Here is a 23,933-nt window from a genome sequence, read left to right on the forward strand (position 1 = left end):
CACCGTCCGAGTATGACCGATCGTACGGCGGCCCTCACGCGCGAGACGGCCGAGACGGAGATCGAGGTGACACTGGACGTCGACGGTGACGGCGAATCGACCGTCGAGACGGGCGTGGGCTTTTTCGACCACATGCTGACCGCCTTCGCGACCCACGGGCTGTTCGACCTGACCGTCCAGTGTGACGGCGACCTGGAGATCGACGACCACCACACCGTCGAGGACGTGGCGATCACGCTGGGCGAGGCCTTCGAAGCGGCGCTGGGTGAGAAACGCGGTATCCAGCGCTTCGCCGACCGGCGGGTCCCGCTCGACGAGGCGGTCGCCAGCGTCGTCGTCGACGTCTCCGGGCGGCCCTACTTCGCGTTCGACGGCGCGTTCTCACAGGCCGAAGTCGGCGGGATGACCAGCCACATGGCGAAGCACTTCGGGCGCTCGCTCGCGATGAACGCGGGGCTGACGCTACACTGTGGCGTCGAGGGCGAGAACGCGCACCACGAGATCGAGGCGCTGTTCAAGGGACTGGCCCGGGCCTTGGACGACGCGACGCGGATCGACGAGCGCCGCAGCGACGTCGCCAGCACGAAAGGCGAGCTATAGATGTTCGACGAGATCATGGAGAAGTTCGAGGACTCACCGGGCCAGCAGGCCGTCATCCGCCTGTTGCTCGAACGGGGGTTCTCAGTCAACGAGGACGGGCGGGTCGTCTCCGGCGGGATCGAGATCCCCAACACGGGGATCGCCCGCGAGGCCGGCGTCGACCGGCGGGTGGTCAACGCGACGACCGATGCCATCCTGGCCGACGACGAACTGCGACGCATCTTCCGGAACATCTCGGCGGTCCCGAGTCTGCTGGATCTGGCACCGGTCCTGGATCTGACCGCCATCACCGTCCACGTCCGGGACGCCGACGAGTCGGGGATCGTCGCCACCGTCACCGGTGCCATCGCCGACCGTGACATCCCCATCCGGCAGGTGCTCACCGAGGACCCGGAGTTCACCGACGAGGCCGTTCTCTACGTCATCACCGACGAGGAACTCCCCGGGGACCTGCTCAACGAGATCACCGGGATGGCGTTCGTCCGGACGATCGAGTTGGCGTGACCGGCCCGCCACGGCTTTGTGCGGGCGCTCCCTCGGTCGGCGTATGAACCCACGGACGCTCGTCCGCGCCGAGGGAGCGGTCGTCGCCGCCGCCGCGACGGTGACCTACGCGCTCGACGGCCGATCACTGCTCGTCTTTCTCGCGGTGATCCTCCTGCCCGACGCGTCGATGGCCGGTTACCTCCACAGCCGTCGGGTCGGTGCGATCACGTACAACGCCGTCCACACCTACGTCGGTCCGGTCGTGCTGGCGGCCGTCGGGGTCCTGACCGGGACCGGGCTGGCCGTCGGCATCGCGCTGATCTGGACCGCTCACATCGGGGCCGATCGCCTGTTCGGCTACGGACTGAAGTACGCCGACCGGGAGTTCGGCGACACGCACGTCCAGCGGCTATGACCGCGACGATCACCGTCGTCACGCCCGAGGGCGACCGCCGAGAACTGACCGCCGATCCCGGTGCCGTCCTCCGGGACGTGTTGCTGGCGGCGGAGCTCTCACCGCACGGGCGGTACGCCCGCACCGTCAACTGTGGCGGCCGGGGGATCTGTGCGACCTGTGGCGTTCGCCTGGGCGGGGAGCCGACCCCCGAACACTGGCACGACGACCTGGCCGACCGCTTCGGCTATCCCCGCCTGTCCTGTCAGCTCCGGGTTCGGGACGGGATGGTCGTCCGCCTGCTCGACAAGCGGGTCTGGGGCGGCCGGAAGAGCGGGCGTGACCGAGACGGGTCCTCGGAAGGGTAAGCGCTATTCGCCCGCCGCCGGTACCGTCGGCCGTGACAGACAGCTACCGGACCGTCGCCGAGCGGGGCGAGGCGCGCTTCGAGGTCCGAGGGTCGGAGTTCATCGGCCACGTCGCCCCGGCGACGACGACCGAAGCGGCGGAAGCGTTCGTCACGGAGATCGAGGGGGCCTACGACGACGCGACCCACAACGTCCCGGCCTATCGCGTGCGATCGGACCCGTTCCGGGAGTACTCCAGCGACGACGGCGAGCCCAGCGGCAGCGCCGGCAAGCCCGCGTTGAACGTCCTCCAGCAACGGGAGATCGAGAACGTCGTCGCCGTCGTCACCCGCTACTACGGCGGGACGAACCTCGGGGTCGGCGGACTCGCCCGGGCCTACTCACGAGCGGTCAAGGACGGCGTCGACGCCGCCGGCGTCGTCGAGGAGGTCCCCCACGAGACGTTCTCGGTCACGGTCGAGTACGACGATTCGGGCAGCGTCCGCGGCCTGCTCGAATCCGCCGGCGTGGAGTTCGACGCCGCCTACGAAGCGGACGTGCGGTTCGAAGTACGGGTGACCGTCGCCGAGGGGGCGGCCCTGCGCGACGAGATACGCAGCGCGACGAGCGGGCGCGCCGACATCGAGGGGTATTGAACCGTCGGCGCTGTCGGCGACCGACCATCGAGGACCGCGTCACCGACAGCTTCGACTCTGACGGGTGGTAATCGGGAGAGGAGTGTGGACACACCACACAAAGAAGCCAGCGGTTCGTCTGGAACGAACAACAGACGGTGTACAGCTGTCTCCAGTTGAAACGAAGGGGTCTTCCCGCGGGATCGCGGCGAGAAACCGCAGTGCCCGTCGTTCTCGCACGCCGGTAAAAGACGTTTCGGTCCGCGCGATCAGTCGGTCCGGAACGCACGGTCGCCAGCGTCGCCCAGTCCCGGCACGATGAACCCGTCGTCGTCCAGTTCCTCGTCGATAGCGACGGTCAACACGTCGATATCGGGGAAGGCACTGGAGACGCGGACGATCCCCGGCGGGGCTGCCACCGCCGAGAGCGTGAGCAGCGTCTCCGGTTCGGTCTGCGTCCCGGTGATATGCTCCAGAACCGCACACATCGTCGACCCCGTCGCGAGCATCGGATCGGCGACGATGACGGTATCCTCCGGGCCGATCTCGGGCAGTTTGACGTAGTCGACCGAGATGGGGAACTCGCCGTCGGTGTTCATCCCGGCCTCCTCGTCGCGGCTGGCGGAGATGACTCCCTGTCGGGCACGGGGAAACGCCTTCAACAGCCCCTCGACGAACGGTGTCGCCGCACGGAGGACGTTGATGATGACGACGTCGTCCAGCCCTTTGACGCGCTCACCCATCGTCGTTGTCAGCGGCGTCTCGATCTCGATGTACTCGGTCTCCATCCGTCCGTCGACGATCTCGTACCCACAGAGCCGTCCGAGACGGACCAATCCTTTTCGGAATTCGACCTGTTCGGTTCCAACGTCACGGAGCTTCGAGAGTTCGTCCTGCGCGAGAGCGTGGGTGACGACGGAGGCGTCGCCACGCTGTTCTATGGCCATATATCGAGGCTACAGTAGGCTGGTGGTAAACAGTTTCTACTTAGGTGGGTTCGGCACCGCCGGACTGCTCGGTCGGGACGCCCCCGCGCTGTCGGTTCGTGAACAACAGCATGGCAAAGAGGACCACACCGACCGCACGGAGTCCCAGATCCATCGCGAGCGTGACCTCGCCGCCGCCCAGACCCAACAGGCCGGTGACGTCGAACAGGCCGGAGACGGCCAGGCCGGGTGCCATCAACAGCAGCGAACTGACCGCGAACGCGGCCCGTTCCGTCCGGGAGAGCGGGCCGTAGACGAAGCCGATCACCGTCGCCGCCAGCGCGACGACGCCGACGAACACGCCCAGGACCGGGATCAGGACCTCGAAGATCGCGAAGCCGGGGTCGGCGAAGTCCGACAACTGGACGACCCGGTACTGCTCGCGGACCGGTAACTCGTCGGCGTTTGCCTTCCGGCGCAGGAGGACGATCCCCGGCGAGAGGACGAAGGCGAACGGGACGATGGCCTTGTTCAACGACAGCGAGAACGCGTCGATCCCCGTCTGGAACGCGTCGGACTTGGCCACCCCCGCGGCGGCGTAGGCCGCCACCGCGACCGGCGGTGTGATGTCGGCGATCACCCCGAAATAGAGGATGAAGAGGTGCGCCGCCAGCAGCGGGACGCCGAAACTGGTCAGCGCCGGCGCCAGCAGCGAGACGAGGATGATGTAGGTGACCGTCGTGGGCATCCCCATCCCGAGGATGATCGAGGCGACCGCGGTCACCAACAGCAGGAGGACCAGCGACCCGCCGGCGACCGCCCGGATGAGCGCGACGAGGTTCGGTCCCAGTCCGGAGACGCTGATGACGCCGGGGATGATCCCCGCCGCCGCGACGGCGATGACGACCGGGACGGCCGTCCTGGCACCCCCCTCCATCGATTTCCCGAGGAAGACGCCGAGCCGGTAGAGCCCGTTGCTCGCCAACTCGGAGCGACCGAGCACGTTCGCCGTCGAGACGGACGCCTCGTCGACCGCCTCGTCGAACGAGAGGATCGGCGAGTCCAGTTCCGGCCGGGTCACGAGCGTCAGCACGCCGGCGAGAATCGCGAGCGACCCGAGGCCACCGACGGTGGCGGCGAACGCTGCCTGTGCCGACTGGCCGCCGGCCCCCTGACCGGTAGCCGCGGCGACAATCCCCGCACCCGCGAGGAACTGCGCGAGGAACTCGGCGGCGAACAGGACGCCGAAGATCGCTCCCAGACGTGCACGCGTCTCGTCGCTGTAGGCCGCCACGAGCGTGATGAGCGCCCCGATCGCGATGAGCGTGAACCACGCCGACCGGGCGACCGAGAGTCGCTCGACGATGAGGTAGTACAGGAGGAGCCCGATCGGGACCAGATAGAACCAGCCGGTCCGGAGGTGGCTCCGGATGTCGACCAGCTCCGAGGGGTCCAGTCCGCCGATGTTCTGCTTGACGGCCTCGAAGTGGACCATCACCCACACGCCGAAGAAGAAGACGATCGCCGGGATCGTCGCCGCGACGATGACCTCACGGAACGGCGTCGCCGTGTACTGGACGATCAGGAAGGCGGCGGCACCCATCACCGGAGGGAGGATCTGTCCACCCGAAGACGCCGAGGCCTCGACGCCGCCGGCGAACTCCGGGCGGTAGCCCGACCGCTTCATCAGCGGGATCGTGAAGGCACCGGTCGTCACGGTGTTTGCGATCGACGACCCGGAGATGGTCCCCATGAAACCGCTAGCGAGGATGCTCGCTTTCGCCGGGCCGCCCCGACGGGTCCCCGTCGCGGCGTAGGCCAGGTCGATGAACCACTGGCCCGCCCCAGACATCTCCAGGAACGCGCCGAAGAGGATGAAGATGTAGATGAACTGCACGGAGACCGTCACCGGGATGCCGAAGACGCCGTTTTCGGTGTTGTACCAGAGGTTCTGGATGATCGAGTCCCACCCCAGCGGCGGGATCGAGAGGACCCCGACGTAGGCGGCGTTCTGGGGGATCATGAAGCCAAAACGGGCGTAGACGACGAAGGCCGCGACGATGAACATCAGGTAGAGACTGATCGCGCGCCTGGTCGCCTCCAGAACGAGCAAGACGCCGATGGCCCCCAGGACCATCGCGTAGGACGTCTCGGTCAGCGGTCCGAGCAGACCCGCGACCGGTTCGAGGAACGTGAACACCGCCTGGATCGGCCGGCCGCTCTCCAGCCCGAGCGCGCGCATCCGCTGGATCTCGCTGAAGTCCGTGACGAAATACGCCGCCGCCAGCACGGAGATGGCCATCAGGACCACGTCGAAGGGAGTCACCCGGTCGAAGTCGGGATCGACGAACAGCCACGCCAGCGCGGCGCCGACTCCGTGGATCGCTCGCGCGAGCGGGTGGTCGGCGCCGAGTCGGTCCTCGACCCACCTCCCGAACCGGAGACACCGGGTCGCGATCGGCCCGTCGCCGGTGCTTGACGGATACAACAGGAACGCGAGCACCAGTCCGAAGGCGACGTGGATCGCGTTGATCTGGAGCAACTGCAGCGCCGCGAACTCGACGGTCCCGACGACCGGAACGTCGAGCGAGAGGACGAACCCTTTCGCCGCCAGCCACATCTGGAAGACCGAAAACGAGACGCCGATGATCGCCACCGCGACGGCGGCCGGCCCCTGTAACGAACGCTTGCGTTCGATCTCCTGGAGCACCTCGTCGACTTCCTCGTCGGAGATCTCAGACGATTGGTGTTGTGCCATTGGTTGTGAGTATATCCGTGGTGCCAGCGACTGTCGACCGTCCGGTCAGATGGAGACGGACCGACTGTTCGTTGGTGCGTGCTACCAAGTCGTAGGTCTCCCCGGCGACGTGAAGTTTGTGCCCCGCGACCTCGCCGGGTGCGACCGTCACGCCCTCGTAGACGCCGGGGGGATCGTAGACGAACGTCCCGTTCTCGCGGGTGACGTTGGCCCCGCTCGGGAGCCCCCAGCCGTAGGATTCGAACTCCATCCGCGTCATCTCCAGTCGGTCGCCGCGGACGGTGTACTCGTCGTAGACACGGGTCTTCTCGACGCTGTGTGTGTACTCCAGGGCGACGACGGTGCCGTTGCTGACGGGGACCTGCAGGTACCGTTCTCCGGTCTCGACGTCCTCGACGACGAGGGTCCGTCCGTCGGGGATCGCCGCGGCGCTGCCCGCGACGACGAGCGCGGCGGCGACGACGATAGCGACGTGTCCTCGGCGCATGGAACGTGAAGCGGTGAGCAAGCGGGACGGCTTACATCTCGAAGTACGACGCCGCGCCGGGGTGGAGTTCGATGGACATCCCGTCCTGAGCCGACTCCCTGCTGATGAAGTCGGTCTTGATCGTGAGGTCGTCGACGTTGTCGAAGATGGCCGCGGTGACCGTCTCGACGGTACTCTCGTCCACTCCCGACCGGGTCGCGATCATCGCCTGGACGGCGACGGTCTCGACGGCCTGATCGACGCCGGAGTAGGTACCGGCGGGGATGGTGTCGTCGGCGAACCAGGAGGCGGCGTCCTTGACCGCCTGGCGGTTGTCGCCTTCGATCGGGACGATGACGATGTCGTTGGTCGTCGCGAGGTCCTCGATGGCGCCGACCGGCCAGCCGCCGACGACGAACGCCGCGTCGATGTCGCCGTTCCGGAGCTGGTCGGCCGCCTGTGAGAAGGACGCGTTCTGCTCGTTGAAGTCGGTGATACCGACGGCTTCGAGGATCTGGAGGGCGTTGACCTGTGTCCCGGAGCCGAGGTCACCGGTGTTGATCGTCGCCCCCGAGAGGTCCGAGAGGCTCGTGATCTCCGTGTCCGCAAGCGTTACCACGGTGATCGTCTCGGGGTACAGCGTCGCGACGCCCATCAGGTTCTCGACGGGGTTGTCCTGGAAGGCGTCGATCCCGGTCCCGTTCTTGGCGAAGGAGGCGATGTCGTTCTGGATGAGCGCGAAGTCGGCGTCACCGCTGGAGAGGTTGCCGACGTTCTCGACGCTCGCTCCCGTCGACTGGACGTTCAGCGTGAAGTCCGTGTTGTCCTCGACGATCGTCTTGAACTCATTCGAGAGCGGGAAGTAGGTCCCGCCGGTCCCGCCGGCGTGCCACGAGAGGCGCGTGTCGCCGCCGTTGCCGCCGGAGTCGCCGTCACCCGAGCCACCGTCGCCGGAGCCGCCATCTCCGGAGCCGCCGTCACCCGATCCACCGTCACCGGAACCGCCATCTCCGGACCCACCGTCGCCGCCACAGCCCGCGAGTGCGACGACGCCCGCGACGCCCGCTGTCTGTATGAACCGTCTGCGCGTGTGCTCTTTAGACATACCAACTGCTCTATCGGAGGGTGGACATATTAATATATCTGTATTTAAAATAGCTGTATGGGTTATGCGGTTCCTCCGTCCCCCGTATTCGCGGTTTCGTTCTAGAGACGAGTGACTGACGCTCGAACGGTAGTATCAGCCAGGGGTCGTTTTCACTCAGGCCGGTACCTCGATCCCGAGTTCTTCGAGAAGGGTCCGTGCGGCCCGGGCCGAGGACGGCGGCCCGCGGGCGGTGACCAGATCGCCGTCGACAGTGACGCTCGTGTCGGCGTCGAGTTCCGCGTCCCACGCAGCCCCGGCGGCTTTGACCTCGTCTTCGACCCAGTAGGGGAGTTTTCGACCGTCGGGCATCAGGTCGTCCTCGTCGACGATCCCCTCCTCCCAGGCGTTGGGGAAGCCGGTGACCGACCGGCCGGCGACGAGCATGTCCCCGTCGCTGTCCCTGGTGAACGCGAGGATACCGACGGCGTGACAGACGACGAGGGCTGTCCCGTCCTCGCCCTCGACGGCGTCCCGGAGCAGTCGGCGAGCGTCGCTGTCCTGGGTGACGTCCCACTCGGTCCCGTGACCGCCCGGGAAGACGACGGCATCGTAATCGGCCGCCTCGACCCGAGCGATCGGTGTCGGGTCGTTGAGTCGCTCGTCGGAGTCGTGGACCGCGCGGACGTGTTCGGCGGTCTCCTCACCGACCTCCGCAGGGTCGACGGAGCGTTCGTCCAGCACCGGTGGATCACCGGACGGTGTGGCGACGGTGATCTCCAGGCCGGCGTCGGTGAGCGTGGTGAGCGGCTCGATACACTCCTCTCCCCAGTAGCCGTGTTCGCTGACGACGAACAGTGCGGATGACATCGTCGGTCGTACGAGTCCGACGTGGATAAGCCGCCGGTCGGCGGGTAGGCGGAAACGCTTAACCAGTCGGAGCGAATACTTGGATAGAACACGATGGAGCGTACAGCAGCCGTGACTGCCCGACCCATCAGTACCCGATTCGACAATGGCTGACATGGAAGAGAGCGTTTCAGGCTTCAAGACGCGAGGGGGCTGGGTCGCCGTCGTCGAACACGGCGAGCGGATCACCCGGGCGCTGAAGGACCTCGCGGGCGACGAGGAACTGGCTGTCGACGAGGAGGCGCTCGCGGAGTTCGACGACTGGCGTCCCAAGAGCCACGAACGGCTCGACGAGGACGTCAACGAGAAGACCGCAGAGCAGGCGAGCGTCGACGAGGGGAAAGGCGAGCAGGCCGGCAAAGACCCCGACGAGGACCTCCAGACCGCGGGTGAGAAGCTGAGCGAGTCCTACGAGAACCTGGACGAACCCGACGAGGCGATCGACAAGTGGGGCGAGTCCGTCGACTACGTCGCCCGGGCAGCCGACTCGGCCGGCCGGAAGGCGCTGCGGAAGGTCGAGGACGCCGTCTACCGGAACGTGATGACACAGATTGCGCCCTACTATTTCGACAACGAACTCGTCAGTGCGAACCTCCAGCGGATCAACGGCGAGGACAACCCCGAATACGTCTTCGAGGTCAACGTCAACGACGACGACCTCAAGCTCCGGGTCTCGAACCAACTCGCCGACTACGATCAGGACGTCGACCGCTGGCACGTCGACACCGAGAAAGTGACCGAGGCCGTCGAGGCCGCCGAAGGGGTGGACGCGGTCGAACCGGGCGAGGAGACCGACGCGAAGACGAACTAAGCTCGCCGCCGTGCGAGCGCCGTCGGCTTCCACCATCGCAGGTGCCAAAACGAACTGAGGCCGCCTCTGTGCGGCCGCATCGGTTTTTTATGTTCCGTAGCCTATTGTCCAGCAGAATCTGATGGTGCTCAGCCCACAGCTGGTCGGGGGTGTTCAGATCGTCGCCGGGTTGGCGGCTCTGCTCCTGCTGAAACCAGCTGTCGATAACCCAGACAAACCCGGCAGTCGGGGGTATGCCGTGTGCACCGTCGGGGTCGGGTTGTGGATGTTCGGGCTGAGTGTCCCGAAGTTCACCGTAGACTATGCGCTGACAGTGAGTAGCTTTCACGTCCTCATACTAGGAACCGAGCTTGCGGTTACAGGATGGTTGTTGCTGGCCTTATCGATCACCGACCGCACGCATCTCATACGGCGGACCGCGATTGCCCTGGGCGGCGGTATTTTGCTTCTGCAGTTGCTGCTCTGGACGAACCCCCTTCACCATCTGCTGTACGAACCGGGTCTGGGACTCGACGAGTCCGGACTCGCCCGTGGTATCGATGCGGCGATTATGACGACGTTAGAGTGGTGGTGGGTCCACACTGCAGCGAGCTACCTGTGCGGGTTGACCGGTGAACTACTACTCGTGAGGGGTGCCCTCACATCGAGTGGAATCCGCCGGAAACAGTTCGGGTGGCTCTCGCTCGCCGCAGTCCCCGTTATTCTCGCAAGCACTGTGTCCACCTTTCAGCTATTCGATCTGCAGTACAACGTCTCCTCCGCCGGGTTTTTACTCGCAGTTCCGGTCCTGGCTGTGGTCCTGTTTCGCTCCCGGTTTCTGGATATCGTTCCGGTAGCCAGACGGACCGCGATGGACGAGATGGAGGCCGCGATGATCACGCTCGACAGCCAGGACCGGGTCGTCGACGCGAACAAGCGCGCCCGGGAACTGTTCGACTGCGGACCGGAATACGTCGGGATGCCCGGAAGCGAGTTCTTCGGTTCTGGCCCCGACGAGATGCTCTCAGGGATCAGCAAAGAGGCCGGTGAGGAAGCCGAACTCACAATCGCGGCCGACGGCCAGCAGCGACACTTTTCCGTGTCTAGTTCGCCGATCGGTGACTCCCCTGAACAAGGGCGGGTAGTCTTGCTTCACGACATCACACCGCAGAAGAGACGAGAGCGGGAACTCGAAGAGACGAAACAGTCCCTCGAACAGTCGAACGAGCGACTCGACCGGTTCGCCAGTACGGTGTCTCACGACCTTCGGAACCCGCTCTACGTCGCCCAGGGGCATCTCGAACTCGCCGAAACGGAAAATGAGCATCTCACCGCCGTGGAGAGAGCTCACACGCGGATGGAAGTCCTGATCGAGGACCTCCTGACGCTCGCTCGCCAAGGGGACGTGATCGAGGAGACGGACGCTGTCGATCTGGCCACGCTCGCAGAGACCACCTGGCAGAACGTGGCGACGGCGGAAGCGGTACTTGCTATCGAGACCGAGCAGACGATCCGTGCCGACTCGTCCCGGGTCGAAGAGCTGCTAGAGAACCTGTTTCGGAACGCGGTCGAACACGGTGGCGAGCGCGTGACTGTAACGGTGGGAGAACTAGACGACGGGTTCTACGTTGCCGACGACGGCCCGGGCATCCCCGTCGAGGAACACGGCGACGTGTTCGATGCTGGCTACTCGACAGCCACTGACGGCACCGGTTTTGGACTGAGTATCGTCCACGAGATCGTCGAGGCACACGGGTGGGGGATCAGCGTCACTGACAGCGAGAGCGGCGGCGCGCAGTTCGAGATCCGTTTGTGATCGAGCTACCGACCGACTGCGCGGTTGATGCGTTCCGAGAACGACGGCATGAACGGTTCGATGACAGCCTGTCGCAGACGACAGAACGAACCGAGCGACGCCCGCGTGACGCCTCAAGCCGGCTTGCTTCCGACCACGCCACGGAGCAGGAGCGCCGCTGCGACCACCAGACAGCCGGCGAGCCCGGTGAAGGCCAGCCGGTAGCTCGCGACGGCCGCGATCCAGCCCATATACACCGGTCCGAGCGCGCCGACGCCGAGGAACAGTGCCCGCGCGGCCCCCAGGTCCGCACCCAGATTGTCGGCGGGCGCGGCGTCCAGCAGCGTGGCGTCGGCGACGGGGAACACCGCCTTGTAGCCGAGGGCGTAGGCGGCGATGGCGAGGCCGACGGCGATCAGCGAGTCGGTCGTGACGACGGCCGCCAGCGCGACGACGCCGAGCAGGAGGCCGCCTGCCCCGACCGCCCGGCGGGGAACCCGGTCGGAGAGCGCCCCGGCCGTGGGTTTGACGACGACGCCGACGACGAACACCACGGCGTACAGCCCCGCGGCGACGGGTTCGGCAAAACCCTTCCCGTTGGTGAGATACGTCGGGAGGAAGTTCACCCACGCGCCGACGACGAAATAAAAGAGCGCGAACGCGACAAGCGCCTCCCGCTGCCGGCGAGTGGTCGCCAGCCGTCGGATCGTCGCGAGGAGTTCCACGTTCGTCCGACCGATCCGGTAGGAGTCGCGGTTCCAGGCGACGTAGGCCAGACAGACCAGCCCCAGGACGGCCGCCACAGGGACGAACGGCGTCCGCCAGTCAAGTCCCGGGACCGGTTCGAGGCCGACCACCGCCATGGTCGCGCCGCCGCCGGTGACGACCACGCCTCCGACCGAGGCGAGAATCCCCCCGACGTCGGTCCCGGCGGCGTACAACCCGAGCGCCTGCCCGCGACGCCGGACGAACAGGTCCGACAGTTGCGCACGCGAGGGGACCGCGAACAGCCCCTTCCCGACGCCGAGCAGGAGCGCCGCGGCGACGAACAGCCACACGGTCGTCGTCCCCGAGACCACCAGGAAGCCGGCGGTGAGAACGACAAGCCCGGGCACCACCAGCGACGGACGGGTGAACCGATCCGAGAGCCGACCGCTGGGGAACTGGGTGACGGCGTAGACCGCCTGGAGCGTGCCCAGGGCGAGGCCGGCGACGACCGTCGTCGTCCCCAGGTCGGCGATGATCGACGGTAACAGCGGCGGCAGGAGGAACCGTCCCAACTGGAGCGTGGCCCAGGCGACGCTCAGGGTCACGAGCATCCGCCCGCCGTACCCCGAGAACAGCCGCTCGGTGCGTGCGGTCACGATCGAAGGTCGCCGCCCGAGCGGTTTAGGCGGCCCGGTCCCGGCAGTCGCGTCACCGTCCGCGGACGACCGGCCGGCATGGCTGCGTGGTGTCAGGAGGCCGCGGTATCCCGACCCACAGAACGACGGGTCGTGACCTACCCCACTCCTGTCCCTAGCCGGCGGTGATGGGACCCAACGTGACAGCGACGACGGAACCGCTCGCGGGCCAGTCGGCGACGGTCGTGGGTGCGGGCTTCGGTGGGCTGGCGACGGCCTGCTATCTGGCCGACGCCGGGGCCGACGTGACGGTGCTGGAACGCCACGACCGCCCCGGCGGCCACGCGAACCGCATCGAGGACGGCGGATTCACGTTCGACACCGGCCCCTCGTGGTACCTGATGCCCGACGTCTTCGAGCGCTTCTTCGGCCACTTCGATCGGGACCCGGGCGACTACTACGACCTGGTCCGTCTGGACCCTCATTACCGGGTCCTCTGGAAGGGGGGAGCCGACGGTGAGATCGCCGACAGCGTCGACATGCGCCCGGATATGGACCACAACCGGCGGGTGTTCCGGTCCTACGAGGCCGGTGCCGACGACGCGCTGGACGAGTACCTCGCTGAAGCCGAACACACCTACGAGGTCGGGATGGAGCGGTTCGTCTACGAGGACCGCCAGCGACTCCGGGACTTCCTGGACCCCGAGGTGGTCCGCTCGGCCCGCGGACTCACGTTCCTGGGCTCGATGCAGGACCACGTCGCCGACTACTTCGAGCACCCGAAACTGCGGCAACTGATGCAGTACACGCTGGTCTTCCTGGGCGGATCGCCGTACAACACGCCGGCGCTGTACAACCTGATGAGCCACGTCGACTTCGAGTTGGGCGTCTACTACCCCGACGGGGGCGTCTACAGCGTCGTCGAGGGGATGGTCGAACTGGCCGAGGAACTGGGCGTCGAGATCAGGACTGGGCTGGAAGTAACCGGCCTGGCGGGCGAACCCGACGGCGTGGCGGTGACGACGGCGGACGGGACGGCGGCGACTGATCTCGCGGTGGCGAACGCGAACCTCGCCCACGTCGACCGGGACCTGTTGCCCGACGGGACCCGGGAGACCCGCCGGGGCTACTGGGAGAACCGTACCTACGCACCGTCGGCGTACATGCTCTACCTGGGCGTCGAGGGCGACGTTTCCCCGCTGGAACACCACACGCTGGTGTTGCCCGAGGACTGGGAGCCACACTTCCGGAGCATCTTCGAGGAGCCACGCTGGCCGACCGACCCCGCCTACTACGTCAACGTCCCCTCCGTCACCGACGACAGCGTGGCACCCGACGGCCACCACGCCGTCGTCGTCCTGGTCCCTATCGCACCCGGGCTGGACGACGACGAACCCGCCCGTGAGCAGTTCCGCGAGCAGGTCCTCTCGGACTTGGCACGGCACGCCGGAGTCGATCTGCGAGACCGCATCGTCGTCGAGCACGAGGCCTGCGTCTCGGAGTTCGCTCGCCGGTACGACGACCCCGAGGGGACCGCACTCGGACTCGCACACACGCTGCGCCAGACCGGCCCCCTCCGACCGGGCCATCGCTCCTCGGCCGTCGACGGCCTCTACTACACAGGATCGTTCACCACGCCCGGTATCGGCGTGCCGATGTGTCTCATCAGCGGCCAGCACGCCGCCGACGCAGTCGTCGACGATATGTAGTGCGCTAGCATTTGACAACCCCTTCGTTTCAGGTAGAGATTCCCCACACCGAGCGGTAGGCTCATTGCACGGTAGGGCAAACGCCGGGGTAGATGGTCGCGACGAGTGTGCTGGCGACGCTAGTGGTCGCGGCAGCGGCGAGTCTGTTCATGGCCTGGACGATCGGCGCCGGCTCCTCGGGGTCGACACCGTTCGCGCCGGCCGTCGGGGCGAACGCGATCTCGGTGATGCGAGCGGGTTTTTTCGTCGGGATCCTCGGACTCGCCGGTGCCGTGTTACAGGGCGCGAACGTCACCGAGACAGTCGGGGGCGGGCTGATCCTCTTCCCCGACGGCGGCGGACTCTCTGCGGCGGCCGCCATCGTCGCGTTACTGACGGCGGCCGCGCTGGTCGCGGTCGGCATCTTCACCGGCTACCCTATCGCGACGGCGTTTACCGTCACGGGGGCCGTCGTCGGCGTCGGCCTGGCGATGGGTGGCCAGCCCGCGACCGCGAAGTACGTCGAGATCGTCTCGCTGTGGGTCGCGGTGCCGTTCGTCGGCGGCGGGATCGCCTTCGCGACGGCGTGGCTCCTGCGCCACGAGGGGACCAGCGAGGAACTGCTGGTGCCGGCGCTGGCCGCCCTCGTCGGTGCGATCATGGCGAACGTCCGGTTCGTCCTGCTGGCGCCGGGTGCCGAGCAGGCCTCCGTGGCGCAGGCACTGGCTACCGCGGCAGGAACACCCGAGCTACCGACGGTCGTCGGTGTGACGGTCGTGGCCGCGCTGCTAGCCGGCGGGCTGTTGTACCGGGACGTGCGGGCCGACCCGGCCGCGGGCCAGCGACACTTCCTGCTCGTACTGGGCGGCCTGGTCGCGTTCTCGGCCGGCGGGAGCCAGGTCGGGTTGGCGCTTGGCCCGCTCCTCCCGCTGTTGGGCGAGGGACCGACCGCCGCCGTCCCGATCACCGGCGTCCTGCTCTTCGGCGGGATCGGCCTGCTCGTGGGCTCTTGGACCGGCGCACCACGGATGATCAAAGCGATCGCACAGGACTACTCCTCGCTGGGGCCACGGCGCTCGATCGCGGCGCTGATCCCGAGTTTCATCATCGCGCAGGCGGCGGTCTTCCTGGGCGTGCCGGTCTCGTTCAACGAGATCATCGTCTCGGCGATCGTCGGCTCCGGGGCGGCCGCCGGCGGCGGCGAGGTGAGCCGCTCGAAGATGGGCAAGACGGTCCTGGCCTGGATCGGCTCGCTCGCGGTGGCGTTCGCGGCGAGCTACGGGCTCTTTCTGCTCGTCGACGCGCTGTGACTACTCCGGGCGGCTGTAGTCGGGATCGATCATCTGTGCCGAGGTCGGCGCCGGATCACCGGGCGTGAGGTTGTACCCCGAGAAGTCGGTGACCCCGGCCGCCCGGAGCACGTCCTCGTCGTACAGCGACTCGCCGGTGAACTCCGCGGGGTCGTGACGCAGTATCTGGAGGACGGCGTCCGAGACGACCTCGGGCGTGCGCCAGTCGTCCTCGGTGCCCAGCCCGAAGTGTCGGGTCGCCCGGGTGTCGATCGCGGTGACCGGCCAGAAGGTGTTACAGCCGATGTCGTGGCCGCGCAACTCACCGGCCAGCGAGAGCGTGATGAACGACATCCCGAGTTTCGACCAGAGATACGGCCCCGATCCCGGGCTTCGATCGACGGTCACCGGCGGCGCGTTCGTCAGAATCCACGCTTCGTCGAGGCCTTTCAGATGATCGATGAAGGCCCGTGAGACCAGATACGTCCCCCTGACGTTCACCTCCGTCAGGAGGTCGAAGCGGTTGGGCGGCAGGTCCTCGACGGTCGCGAGTTGGATCGCGCTGGCGTTGTTGATGACGATGTCGACGGTGCCGAAGCGATCGATCGCCCGGTCGGCCGCAGCCTGGACGGCCTCGGGGTCACGTACGTCCAGTTGGATCGGCAGCGATTCGGCTCCCCGCTCGCGAACCTCGCGGGCGGTCTGTTCGATCGATCCCTCCAGGTCGCGGTCCTCGCCGTAGTCACCCTCCTCGCTGGTCTTGCCCGTCGAGACGACGTTACAGCCCTGATCGGCCAGCGCGAGCGCGATCCGCTTCCCGATACCGCGGGTCGTCCCGGTGATGAACGCGGTACTGCCCGAGAGATCGGGCGCCTCCAGTGTCATGCCGTCCCAGTCGGGACAGAGCCACATAGTACTGACTCTCGAACCGGACAGAAACGCCGAGAGCGACCGTGAGGAGTTTACTCGGTCGAGGCTTCCTCGGTTTCGACGGGTTCGTCCTCGCCCCGGTCGAGGCGGGCGACGCGGGCTTTCATGATCCGGGTGTTCTCGACCTGTTCGACCCGGATCTCGACGCCCTCGTAGGTGATCGTCTCGCCCTCCTCGACGAGCCGGCCCGCGCGGTTGAAGATGAAGCCGGCGATGGTCTCGAACTCCTCGCCCTCGGGGAGTTCCAGTTCGAGCGCTTCGTTGACCTGCTCGATGTTGACCTCGCCTTTGACGACGACGGTGTCGTCGTCGAGGTACTCGATCGGTTCTTCCTCCTCGCCTTCGAGGATCTCGCCGACGATCTCCTCGGTGAGGTCCTCCATCGTCACCAGCCCCTCGGTGGTCCCGAACTCGTCGATCACGATGACCATGTGCATGCGCTCTTTCCGCATCTCCGTCAGGAGGTCGTCGACGTTCTTGGACTCGGGGACGTGCAGCGTAGGTTCGATGATGTCTTCGAGTTGGATGTCTTTCGCGATGGCCTCGCCGTAGTTCAGATCGCGGACGAGATCGCGAATGTGGGCGATGCCGATGACGTTGTCCAGACTCCCCTCGTAGACCGGGACCCGCGCGTGGCCGCTCTGGATACACGTTTCGAGGGCCTCCTGAACGGAGTCGTCCTTATCGACAGCGGTCATATCGAGTCGCGGGGTCATGACCTCCTTGGCGATGGTGTTGTTGAACCGCAACGTCCGCTGGAGCATCTCGCGTTCCTCCTCGTCCAGGACGCCCTCGCGTTCGCCCGTCTCGATGATGTCCTGGATCTCCTCGCGGGTGACGTAGGAGGTCTCGATCGCCGACCGACCGCCCGTGATCTTGTTGACGATCCGGGTGAGATAGTCGAACAGCAGGATGAGCGGGATGAGGACCTTCTCGGCGAGCTTCAGCGGTTTGGAGATGCGCAGCGCCCAGGATTCGGTGTTCTCGACGGCGTAGCTCTTGGGGGCGCTTTCGCCGAACAGCAGGACGATCGCAGTGATCCCGAAGGTCGCGGCCAGCACCGCCTCGCCACGGGAGAGATAGAAGCCCAGCAGCCCCGTCGCGATCGAGGACATCGCGATGTTGACGAGGTTGTTGCCGACCAGGATCGTCACGAGCAGTCGGTGGGGATCGGACTTGAGTTGCCGGAGCGTCTTGGCGCCCTTGACCCCGTCCTCGACGAGTGCCTCGGTCCGGTGGGCCGGCAGGGAGAACATCGCGATCTCCGAGGAGGAGAAAAACGCCGAGAGCCCGATGAGCACGACGATCGTGACGATACCGGTCCAGACGATGACGCTCTGTGGGATCTCCACGCCGAATACGGGGACAGACTGGAGCAACAGCGCGAACGACGCAGGTGGGTCCAGGGCCATCAACGGTTCGAGTTGTAATGGATGGGGATTAAGACTTGTCATGGTCGGACAGTGGCGAAGCCCTTACCCTCGGCTCGGTCCTACGTCCCCCCGTATGAGCGAGCCAGCGATCACCCTGTACCGACTGCAGGCCTGTCCCTTCTGTGAGCGTGTCGTCCGGACGCTCGACGAGCACGGCCTGGACTACCGCTCGCGGTTCGTCGAACCGATGCACTCCGAGCGGGACATCGTCAAGCGCCTGACCGGCAAGCGGACCGTCCCGGCCATCGTCGACGAGACCACCGGGATCACCATGAGCGAGTCGGCCAACATCGTCGAGTACATCGAGCGGACGTACGGGAGCGAAGCGACCGCGGCCGAGCAGGGAGGTGAGGCCTGATGGAGTTGGAGTTCGATGTCATCGATCTCGGTCCCGCCGACGCGCCGGCCGAGGGCGAGCAGGCACCGGATTTCACCCGACCGCTCGTGAACGACGAGTACTGGGAGGACGTGGCGCTCTCGGACGTGTGCGAAGCGAGCGACGACCCCGTGGTTCTCGTCTTCCATCCGATGGACGGCGCCTTCCCGGCGACCTACGTCTGGAACGAGATCCGGGACCGGGCGTGGCACGAGTCCGCGACCGTCGTCGGCCTCTCGATCTCGACGCCGTACGCCCACACGGACCTGCTCGACGAGCGCGGGATCGCGGACGACTACCGGCTGTACTCGGACCCCGGAAACGGCGTCGCCGAACAGTACGGTATCGCGATGGAGACCGACGGGATGGCCGGCATCGAAGAACCCCGACCGGCCGTGTTCGTTCTCGGCGACGACCGGAGGATCGAGTACGCCTGGGTCGGCGAGGAGTGGCCCTCCTTCCCCGACTACGATGTCGTCGAAGCCCAGCTGTGAGATGAGCGAGATCGAGACCGCCGCCGCGGCTATTCGGGACGGGGAGCTGGTCGTCTATCCGACGGAGACGGTGTACGGCCTGGCCGCCGACGCCCTCGATCCCGACGCCGTCGAGCGGGTCTTCGAGGCAAAAGGTCGGGCCAGGGACAAGCCCGTCTCGCTTGCCGTGCCCGACGTCGAGGCCGCCGGGGAGTACACCCGGCTCACGGAACGGGAGCTGGCGTTCATGCGCGAGTTCCTGCCGGGGCCGGTCACGGTGGTCGTCGAGCGCCGGGAGATCGTCCCGGACGTGCTCGTCGACGGCGGTGATCGGGTCGGGATCCGGATACCGGACCATCCGGTGGCGCTGAACCTGCTGGACGCGGTCGCGCCGCTGACGGCGACGAGCGCCAACGTCTCGGGCAACCCCAGCGCCACGTCCGCCAGGGAGCTGGATGCCATCCGTGAGCGGGCCGCCACGGTGCTCGACGGCGGTGAAACCGGCGGTACCGGCTCGACGGTCGTCGACGTGGAGACGGGGACGATCCACCGGCGGGGCGCTCGGGCCGACGCCGTCGAGACCTGGCTCGCCGACCGCTAGAGCAGCGACCGCAGCGAGCGGGTCCTGACACCGCACTGCTCCCGGTACTCGCAGGGCGAACACTTCGCGTCGCTGTCGGCTCTGGCGGGCGGGCCATCGATCGATTCGGCGGTCCGTAGCGCCGCCCGGTAGACGCCGGCACGTCGCGCCGTCACCTCGACCCGACGGACGACGCCGTGGGCCGGGTACTCGGCGTAGGCGTGTTCGACCGGCCGTTCACGCTCCCAAGCGAGCGCCTTCGCCGCCGCGACGAGCCTGACGGTCTGGGGCTCCCAGACCCCCTGGTCGGGCGGCGAGCCGGCGAAGACGAGCGAGGGAGCCGGCCCCTCGGACCCGTCGACCAGTTTGTGTGCGACGCCACGGGCGTCTTTGCCGTCGAGACGGACGTCCCGGTCGAACGGATCGACCAGTTCGTCCCAGGCGTCTAGCCGGTCGCGTGCCCGCCGGAGGCGCTCTCGGACCGTCGCAGGATCGACCTCGATCGGTGCGGCAAGCAACGCGGCGTCGTCGGCCAGCAGTCGCTCGTAGTCGAAAGCGAGGTCACGGACTCGGCCCACCTCGTCGGGAATGTCGGGCGGCCCGTCGCGCCGGCGGTAGTAGAGCTTGCGCGGGCAGTAGGCTGCGGTCTCCAACTCACGGAACGTGTGGGTGTCGGTGGGTGACACGGCGGGTCTGGTCCCGGCTTCCGGCAAAAGGGTTCACATCGAGATGTCGGCGTCGGAGTCCAGCGAGTCGATGTCCTCGGTGGCCTCCTCCAGCCCGCTCTCCCGGATCGCGGCGGTGTGCTGTGTCGAGAGGCCCGCCTCCGTCAGCACGTCCTCGAACTCGCTCTGGAAGCGGTGGCTCACCCGCCGGGCGGCGGCCTGGGCCTCGACGACCGCGCGGTAGTGGGTCGCAGTCGACTCCTCGACTCCGAACTCGGCGGCCAGATCGGCGTCGGTCGCGTCGTCGTTGACGACCCGCTTGCGGAACGCGGACACGTCGAAGGGCACGTCGTCGTCGGCCTCCCGTAGCAGGTGGAGGTCGAGCCGGGCGCGGACGGCCGTCTCCTCGTCGGCGTCGAGCCGGTCGGCAAGCGCCGCGTCGCTCTCCCCCTCGTAGAACCCGCGGACCACCGCCACCAGTTGCTCGTCGTCCAGGTCGGTCCGGAACTCGTAGCGCTCGCGCATCCGGGAGACGACAGCGCTGAGTCGCTCCGACACCGACGTTTCGTCCGCGTCTGCCAGTGATCCCCGGGTGTCCTCCTGGGACTCCGTGACGCGCTCCTCGCCGGAGACGTCGATGAAGAGATCGCGGAGGTCCTCGGTCTTCTCGTCCATTGGCGTGGAACCTGCGGTCCGAGCGGTAAGTATCTGTCGGGGAAGCAACCAGTCGTCGCCATCCTTACCGCCGCCGACCCCGAGACCCAAGTATGGACGTGGCACTGGTGACCGTCGGCGACGAGTTGCTCGCCGGCGAGACCGAGAACACGAACGCGACGTGGCTCGCAAAGCGACTCTCCGGGGCAGGGGCACGAGTCACCCGGATTCTCACGGTCCCGGACGACGAGAGCGTCATCGCCGATGCTGTCCAGCGGTACCGTACGGCGTTTGACGCCGTCGTCGTGACCGGCGGCATCGGCGGGACCCCCGACGACGTGACCAAGGCCGCCGTCGCTCGGGCGTTCGACCGCGACCTCGTCGTCCCCGAGGACGTGCGGGATCACCTCGAAGCGAAGGCCGAGCGGTTCGCCACCGACAACCCCGAGCTGGTCGACCGCTACGAGATGGAGCTGGACCTGGACGCGTGGGCCGCCATCCCGGAGGGAGGCGAGCCGTTGCTGACCGACGAGAGCTTCGCCGCCGGCTGTGTCGTCGACGGGGTGTACGTCCTGCCGGGAATCCCCGAGGAACTCCGGGCGATGTTCGCGACGGTCGCCGACGACTTCGGGGGCGACCGGACGATCGAGACGATCCACACGCCGGCCCCCGAGGGCGCCGTCGTCACCCAGATTACCGAGGCCCGCGAACGTTTCGGCGTCGCCGTCGGGAGCTACCCCCGGAAAGCGGACACGCCGGGACGGGTGACCGTCACCGGCGACGACCCCGACGCGGTTCGGGCGGCGACCGACTGGCTGCGCGAGCGGATCGAGACGGTCGATTAGAGCGTCGTCGGATCGAGTCGGTCGAGGATCCCATCGAAGTCGTCGTCGAACGACAGCACGTGGTCGATGCCGCGATCCCTCATAACGGCGACCGTCGTCGCGTCGGTGAACGACAGCGCCTGGTCGTCGTACGCTCGTCTGATCTCGATGGCGTCGTGGAACTGCTCGTGACCGACGAACAGCATTCGCACGGCTTCGGGAAAGCTCCCGTGACCGCGGATGCGATCCCCGACCGCTGCGGCCTGCGCCGGATCGTTCGAGCGGGACAGGGTGAGCGTGACGGTCTCGTCGTAGACGTAGTCACTCGTCACAGGGCGCCCGAACCGGCCGCCGGCGATGGCCCGCATCGCTCGGGTTGCGGCGTCGTGGCGCTCTGTGTCTTCGTCCTGCTGTGCGTAGAACACGCCGGTGTCGACGAAGACGGTCACTCTTCGACAGCCTCGTCAGACAGTGTCTTGTCGATATCTGCCTCGGCGGCTGGATCGCCCGACTCCGCGGTACCTGCGAGCCACTGTTCGGTCTCGGCGTCGGTCAGCCCCTCCCAGTCGTCCCGGAACGAGTCGACGAGCGCGTCCTTCGACGCAAACTCCCGTGCAACGATCCGGTCCAGCAGTTCTTGCTGAGTGACGGTCGTCCCCGTTTCGAGTCGAATCTCCGCTTGGAGCCGTTCGAGGCGGTCTTTCGTCTCCTCGTCGACCTCCACCGAAGTTGCCATACGACACGGTAGTCCCTTCTCCGGTGTAAACCCTCCCACGGCCAACTCAGACCAGTTCCAGCACGCCCATCGCCGTGGCCGCCAGCAGAACCTCGAACGAGAGCGTCCCGAGCGCCGAGAGCGCGACGAACCGGCGGGTCTCCATCCCCGCGACGCCGGCCGGCACCGTCAACATCCCGCGGGTGAACAACAGCGTGTTGCTCAGCGGAACAGCGAGGACGCCGAAGCGGTCGAACATGTGACCGAATCGGTCCAGTCGGTCCTCGCTGACGCGGAACCAGGGCCGGTCCAACAGCCACTCGCGGCCGCCGCGTTTGGCCAGCAGGAAGAGCACGGTCTGGCCGACGGTCGCACCCGCGACCGCGACGGCCAGGATCGCGGCGACGCTCGGGAGGTCGTAGCCGCCGCCGGTCCGTGCGAGGATCGCCACGGCCGCCGGCACCAGCGCCTCGCTGGGCGCGAAATACAGCAACATCGCCCCCTCCAGGACGAAGACGAGAAAGAGCGCGGCCAGCCCGTACCGTTCGAGCAACCGCTCGGCGTACGCCGTATCGCCGAAGACGTAGAGGGCGATCCCGGCCACCCCCAGCAGAGCGAACCCGGCGGCGACCACGAGCAGGCCGTAGTCCTCCGCGAAGGTGCGGACCGGGCCACGGCTCGTGTCGGTCGCCATCTACCGCTGTCTGGTGGGGCTGCCGGTAAATCGTTTCTGTCCTGTGTCCCAAGCGGTGGGTTCATGGCTCCGAGCGTCCGACCCGGAGGTATGGACATGACACGTCGCCCGCGACGGCTCCGGACCGACGGGGTCCGGCCGCTCGTCCGCGAGACCGACCTGGCCGCGTCGGACCTGATCGCCCCCGTGTTCGTCGACGCGACGACCGACGAGCGGGTCCCCATCGAGACGATGCCGGGCCACGAGCGGGTCCCCGTCTCCGAGGCCGTCGCCCGCGTCGAGGAGATCCGCGAGACCGGCGTCGAGGCCGTCATGCTCTTCGGCGTCCCCGAGTCCAAAGACGAGCGGGGCTCCCGGGCCTGGGCCGAGGACGGCGTCGTCCAGGAAGCGGCCCGACAAATCACCGCCGAGACCGACGCCTACGTCGTCACCGACGTCTGTCTCTGTGAGTACACCGACCACGGCCACTGTGGCGTCCTGGAGGACGACGCCGCCGAAGACCCGACGCTGACGGTTCGCAACGACGAGACGCTGGAGCTACTGGGGGATATCGCCGTCAGCCACGCCCGGGCCGGGGCCGACATGGTCGCACCCTCGGGGATGATCGACGGCATGGTCGGGGCCATCCGCGGGGCGCTCGACGAGGACGGTCACACGGAGGTGCCGATCATGAGCTACGCCGCGAAGTTCGAGTCGGCGTTCTACGGCCCGTTCCGGGACGCCGCCGACGGCGCACCCTCTTTCGGCGATCGCCGGCACTACCAGATGGACCCCGCGAACGCCCGCGAAGCCCGCCGGGAGGTTTCACTGGACGTCGAGCAGGGTGCGGACGTGCTGATGGTCAAGCCCGCGCTGCCGTATCTCGACATCGTCGCCCAGGTCCGGGAGCGCCACGACCACCCCGTCGCCGCGTACAACGTCTCCGGCGAGTACGCCATGTTGCACGCGGCTGCCGAGAAGGGGTGGCTAGACCTCGAATCGGTCGCCTCCGAGTCGCTGCTGTCGATCAAGCGCGCCGGCGCGGACCTGATCCTCACGTACTTCGCCGAGGACGTGGCCGACCGCCTCTGAGACAGACC

27 protein-coding genes are annotated in these 23,933 nt (G+C 67.2%); 14 read left to right on the forward strand and 13 right to left on the reverse strand.

The features are described from left to right. Positions 1-12 precede the first annotated feature (12 nt). The 5 genes from hisB to P0204_RS09365 are packed head-to-tail and all read left to right on the forward strand — an operon-like array spanning position 13 to position 2,483. Positions 13-600 (forward strand): imidazoleglycerol-phosphate dehydratase HisB, encoded by a 588-nt coding sequence (gene hisB / locus P0204_RS09345; protein ID WP_276178489.1) that lies wholly within the window; start codon positions 13-15, stop codon positions 598-600. Continuing rightward, positions 601-1,104, forward strand: coding sequence for a TrpY family transcription regulator (locus P0204_RS09350; RefSeq protein WP_276178490.1), 504 nt, complete (start codon positions 601-603; stop codon positions 1,102-1,104). A 43-nt stretch (positions 1,105-1,147) separates the two neighbouring features. After that, the gene (locus tag P0204_RS09355) at positions 1,148-1,501 is read left to right on the forward strand and encodes a DUF4260 domain-containing protein (protein ID WP_276178492.1); all 354 of its coding nucleotides are present in this window, start codon (positions 1,148-1,150) and stop codon (positions 1,499-1,501) included. Beyond that, a complete protein-coding gene (locus tag P0204_RS09360) occupies positions 1,498-1,848 on the forward strand; it encodes a 2Fe-2S iron-sulfur cluster binding domain-containing protein (protein WP_276178494.1) in 351 nt (116 codons plus the stop codon). The genes P0204_RS09355 and P0204_RS09360 overlap by 4 nt, the downstream gene beginning before the upstream one ends. Before the next feature lie 32 nt (positions 1,849-1,880). Then, entirely contained in the window at positions 1,881-2,483 is a 603-nt protein-coding gene (locus P0204_RS09365) for an IMPACT family protein (RefSeq protein ID WP_276178497.1), read from the forward strand. A gap of 248 nt (positions 2,484-2,731) precedes the next feature. Here the strand turns inward: P0204_RS09365 and upp are convergent, their stop codons facing one another. The 5 genes from upp to P0204_RS09390 form a co-directional block, all read right to left on the reverse strand. Beyond that, positions 2,732-3,409, reverse strand: a complete 678-nt coding sequence (gene upp / locus P0204_RS09370; protein ID WP_276178499.1) for a uracil phosphoribosyltransferase — start codon at positions 3,407-3,409, stop codon at positions 2,732-2,734. A 40-nt stretch (positions 3,410-3,449) separates the two neighbouring features. After that, entirely contained in the window at positions 3,450-6,146 is a 2,697-nt protein-coding gene (locus P0204_RS09375) for a TRAP transporter permease (protein WP_276178501.1), read from the reverse strand. Next, positions 6,124-6,633 (reverse strand): DUF1850 domain-containing protein, encoded by a 510-nt coding sequence (locus P0204_RS09380; protein WP_276178503.1) that lies wholly within the window; start codon positions 6,631-6,633, stop codon positions 6,124-6,126. The genes P0204_RS09375 and P0204_RS09380 overlap by 23 nt, the downstream gene beginning before the upstream one ends. A gap of 31 nt (positions 6,634-6,664) precedes the next feature. Further along, entirely contained in the window at positions 6,665-7,717 is a 1,053-nt protein-coding gene (locus P0204_RS09385; RefSeq protein ID WP_276178505.1) for a TAXI family TRAP transporter solute-binding subunit, read from the reverse strand. A gap of 156 nt (positions 7,718-7,873) precedes the next feature. Then, positions 7,874-8,566, reverse strand: coding sequence for a type 1 glutamine amidotransferase domain-containing protein (locus tag P0204_RS09390; RefSeq protein ID WP_276178507.1), 693 nt, complete (start codon positions 8,564-8,566; stop codon positions 7,874-7,876). Positions 8,567-8,711: 145 nt separating this feature from the next. Here P0204_RS09390 and P0204_RS09395 point away from each other — a divergent pair, with 145 nt between their 5' ends. Together P0204_RS09395 and P0204_RS09400 are read left to right on the forward strand one after the other, a co-directional pair. Further along, a complete protein-coding gene (locus P0204_RS09395; protein WP_276178509.1) occupies positions 8,712-9,416 on the forward strand; it encodes a DUF5828 family protein in 705 nt (234 codons plus the stop codon). 121 nt (positions 9,417-9,537) lie between these two features. Further along, positions 9,538-11,211, forward strand: coding sequence for a sensor histidine kinase (locus tag P0204_RS09400; protein ID WP_276178511.1), 1,674 nt, complete (start codon positions 9,538-9,540; stop codon positions 11,209-11,211). Positions 11,212-11,324: 113 nt separating this feature from the next. Here P0204_RS09400 and P0204_RS09405 read toward each other — a convergent pair whose 3' ends face one another. Then, positions 11,325-12,554 (reverse strand): MFS transporter, encoded by a 1,230-nt coding sequence (locus P0204_RS09405; RefSeq protein ID WP_276178513.1) that lies wholly within the window; start codon positions 12,552-12,554, stop codon positions 11,325-11,327. Between the two features lie 167 nt (positions 12,555-12,721). Here P0204_RS09405 and P0204_RS09410 point away from each other — a divergent pair, with 167 nt between their 5' ends. Next, a complete protein-coding gene (locus tag P0204_RS09410; RefSeq protein WP_379801650.1) occupies positions 12,722-14,242 on the forward strand; it encodes a phytoene desaturase family protein in 1,521 nt (506 codons plus the stop codon). A gap of 92 nt (positions 14,243-14,334) precedes the next feature. After that, positions 14,335-15,531: an inorganic phosphate transporter gene (locus P0204_RS09415; protein WP_276178517.1), complete on the forward strand. Its 1,197-nt coding sequence runs from the start codon at positions 14,335-14,337 to the stop codon at positions 15,529-15,531. On the opposite strand, the gene P0204_RS09420 is transcribed toward P0204_RS09415, so the two are convergent. After that, on the reverse strand, positions 15,532-16,395 hold the full coding sequence (locus tag P0204_RS09420; RefSeq protein ID WP_276178519.1) for an SDR family oxidoreductase: 864 nt from the start codon (positions 16,393-16,395) through the stop codon (positions 15,532-15,534). Between the two features lie 77 nt (positions 16,396-16,472). After that, positions 16,473-17,852, reverse strand: coding sequence for a hemolysin family protein (locus P0204_RS09425; RefSeq protein WP_276178521.1), 1,380 nt, complete (start codon positions 17,850-17,852; stop codon positions 16,473-16,475). Between the two features lie 94 nt (positions 17,853-17,946). Here P0204_RS09425 and P0204_RS09430 point away from each other — a divergent pair, with 94 nt between their 5' ends. Genes P0204_RS09430 through P0204_RS09440 form a run of 3 tightly spaced genes read left to right on the forward strand, consistent with a single transcriptional unit; the run spans position 17,947 to position 19,323 of the window. Continuing rightward, positions 17,947-18,231 (forward strand): glutaredoxin family protein, encoded by a 285-nt coding sequence (locus P0204_RS09430; RefSeq protein ID WP_276178523.1) that lies wholly within the window; start codon positions 17,947-17,949, stop codon positions 18,229-18,231. After that, complete coding sequence (locus P0204_RS09435; protein ID WP_276178525.1) at positions 18,231-18,743, forward strand: redoxin domain-containing protein; 513 nt, start codon at positions 18,231-18,233, stop codon at positions 18,741-18,743. The genes P0204_RS09430 and P0204_RS09435 overlap by 1 nt, the downstream gene beginning before the upstream one ends. Position 18,744: 1 nt before the next feature. Continuing rightward, positions 18,745-19,323, forward strand: coding sequence for an L-threonylcarbamoyladenylate synthase (locus tag P0204_RS09440; RefSeq protein ID WP_276178527.1), 579 nt, complete (start codon positions 18,745-18,747; stop codon positions 19,321-19,323). Here P0204_RS09440 and P0204_RS09445 read toward each other — a convergent pair. Next, positions 19,320-19,988, reverse strand: coding sequence for a CRISPR-associated protein Cas4 (locus P0204_RS09445; RefSeq protein WP_276178529.1), 669 nt, complete (start codon positions 19,986-19,988; stop codon positions 19,320-19,322). The two genes, P0204_RS09440 and P0204_RS09445, sit on opposite strands and share 4 nt — an antisense overlap. A gap of 33 nt (positions 19,989-20,021) precedes the next feature. After that, entirely contained in the window at positions 20,022-20,642 is a 621-nt protein-coding gene (locus tag P0204_RS09450) for a conditioned medium-induced protein 4 (RefSeq protein ID WP_276178531.1), read from the reverse strand. A 92-nt stretch (positions 20,643-20,734) separates the two neighbouring features. Here P0204_RS09450 and P0204_RS09455 point away from each other — a divergent pair, with 92 nt between their 5' ends. Next, positions 20,735-21,466: a competence/damage-inducible protein A gene (locus tag P0204_RS09455; RefSeq protein WP_276178533.1), complete on the forward strand. Its 732-nt coding sequence runs from the start codon at positions 20,735-20,737 to the stop codon at positions 21,464-21,466. Here the strand turns inward: P0204_RS09455 and P0204_RS09460 are convergent. From P0204_RS09460 to P0204_RS09470, 3 genes are read right to left on the reverse strand one after another with little or no spacing between them, the layout of a single operon-like run. Next, the gene (locus tag P0204_RS09460; RefSeq protein ID WP_276178535.1) at positions 21,463-21,894 is read right to left on the reverse strand and encodes a type II toxin-antitoxin system VapC family toxin; all 432 of its coding nucleotides are present in this window, start codon (positions 21,892-21,894) and stop codon (positions 21,463-21,465) included. The two genes, P0204_RS09455 and P0204_RS09460, sit on opposite strands and share 4 nt — an antisense overlap. After that, positions 21,891-22,181 carry an SDR family oxidoreductase gene (locus P0204_RS09465; protein ID WP_276178537.1) on the reverse strand — a complete coding sequence of 97 codons (291 nt, stop codon included), beginning with the start codon at positions 22,179-22,181 and terminating at the stop codon, positions 21,891-21,893. Before P0204_RS09465 ends, P0204_RS09460 begins: the two co-directional genes overlap by 4 nt. Positions 22,182-22,227: 46 nt before the next feature. After that, on the reverse strand, positions 22,228-22,854 hold the full coding sequence (locus tag P0204_RS09470; RefSeq protein WP_276178539.1) for a DedA family protein: 627 nt from the start codon (positions 22,852-22,854) through the stop codon (positions 22,228-22,230). A gap of 90 nt (positions 22,855-22,944) precedes the next feature. Here P0204_RS09470 and hemB point away from each other — a divergent pair, with 90 nt between their 5' ends. Beyond that, positions 22,945-23,925, forward strand: a complete 981-nt coding sequence (gene hemB, locus P0204_RS09475; RefSeq protein WP_276178541.1) for a porphobilinogen synthase — start codon at positions 22,945-22,947, stop codon at positions 23,923-23,925. Positions 23,926-23,933: the final 8 nt, after the last annotated feature.

This window comes from Haloarcula halophila (assembly GCF_029278565.1).
In the GTDB taxonomy this organism is placed as follows: Archaea; Halobacteriota; Halobacteria; order Halobacteriales; family Haloarculaceae; genus Haloarcula; species Haloarcula halophila.

Excerpts from the sequence above, each read along its gene's own strand:
- hisB (WP_276178489.1), top strand. The coding sequence starts at position 13 with ATGACCGATCGTACGGCGGCCCTCACGCGCGAGACGGCCGAGACGGAG.
- P0204_RS09350 (WP_276178490.1), top strand. The coding sequence starts at position 601 with ATGTTCGACGAGATCATGGAGAAGTTCGAGGACTCACCGGGCCAGCAG.
- P0204_RS09355 (WP_276178492.1), top strand. The coding sequence starts at position 1,148 with ATGAACCCACGGACGCTCGTCCGCGCCGAGGGAGCGGTCGTCGCCGCC.
- P0204_RS09360 (WP_276178494.1), top strand. The coding sequence starts at position 1,498 with ATGACCGCGACGATCACCGTCGTCACGCCCGAGGGCGACCGCCGAGAA.
- upp (WP_276178499.1), bottom strand. The coding sequence starts at position 3,409 with ATGGCCATAGAACAGCGTGGCGACGCCTCCGTCGTCACCCACGCTCTC.
- P0204_RS09375 (WP_276178501.1), bottom strand. The coding sequence starts at position 6,146 with ATGGCACAACACCAATCGTCTGAGATCTCCGACGAGGAAGTCGACGAG.
- P0204_RS09380 (WP_276178503.1), bottom strand. The coding sequence starts at position 6,633 with ATGCGCCGAGGACACGTCGCTATCGTCGTCGCCGCCGCGCTCGTCGTC.
- P0204_RS09385 (WP_276178505.1), bottom strand. The coding sequence starts at position 7,717 with ATGTCTAAAGAGCACACGCGCAGACGGTTCATACAGACAGCGGGCGTC.
- P0204_RS09390 (WP_276178507.1), bottom strand. The coding sequence starts at position 8,566 with ATGTCATCCGCACTGTTCGTCGTCAGCGAACACGGCTACTGGGGAGAG.
- P0204_RS09395 (WP_276178509.1), top strand. The coding sequence starts at position 8,712 with ATGGCTGACATGGAAGAGAGCGTTTCAGGCTTCAAGACGCGAGGGGGC.
- P0204_RS09400 (WP_276178511.1), top strand. The coding sequence starts at position 9,538 with ATGGTGCTCAGCCCACAGCTGGTCGGGGGTGTTCAGATCGTCGCCGGG.
- P0204_RS09410 (WP_379801650.1), top strand. The coding sequence starts at position 12,722 with ATGGGACCCAACGTGACAGCGACGACGGAACCGCTCGCGGGCCAGTCG.
- P0204_RS09415 (WP_276178517.1), top strand. The coding sequence starts at position 14,335 with ATGGTCGCGACGAGTGTGCTGGCGACGCTAGTGGTCGCGGCAGCGGCG.
- P0204_RS09420 (WP_276178519.1), bottom strand. The coding sequence starts at position 16,395 with ATGACACTGGAGGCGCCCGATCTCTCGGGCAGTACCGCGTTCATCACC.
- P0204_RS09425 (WP_276178521.1), bottom strand. The coding sequence starts at position 17,852 with ATGGCCCTGGACCCACCTGCGTCGTTCGCGCTGTTGCTCCAGTCTGTC.
- P0204_RS09430 (WP_276178523.1), top strand. The coding sequence starts at position 17,947 with ATGAGCGAGCCAGCGATCACCCTGTACCGACTGCAGGCCTGTCCCTTC.
- P0204_RS09435 (WP_276178525.1), top strand. The coding sequence starts at position 18,231 with ATGGAGTTGGAGTTCGATGTCATCGATCTCGGTCCCGCCGACGCGCCG.
- P0204_RS09440 (WP_276178527.1), top strand. The coding sequence starts at position 18,745 with ATGAGCGAGATCGAGACCGCCGCCGCGGCTATTCGGGACGGGGAGCTG.
- P0204_RS09450 (WP_276178531.1), bottom strand. The coding sequence starts at position 20,642 with ATGGACGAGAAGACCGAGGACCTCCGCGATCTCTTCATCGACGTCTCC.
- P0204_RS09455 (WP_276178533.1), top strand. The coding sequence starts at position 20,735 with ATGGACGTGGCACTGGTGACCGTCGGCGACGAGTTGCTCGCCGGCGAG.
- P0204_RS09465 (WP_276178537.1), bottom strand. The coding sequence starts at position 22,181 with ATGGCAACTTCGGTGGAGGTCGACGAGGAGACGAAAGACCGCCTCGAA.
- P0204_RS09470 (WP_276178539.1), bottom strand. The coding sequence starts at position 22,854 with ATGGCGACCGACACGAGCCGTGGCCCGGTCCGCACCTTCGCGGAGGAC.
- hemB (WP_276178541.1), top strand. The coding sequence starts at position 22,945 with ATGGACATGACACGTCGCCCGCGACGGCTCCGGACCGACGGGGTCCGG.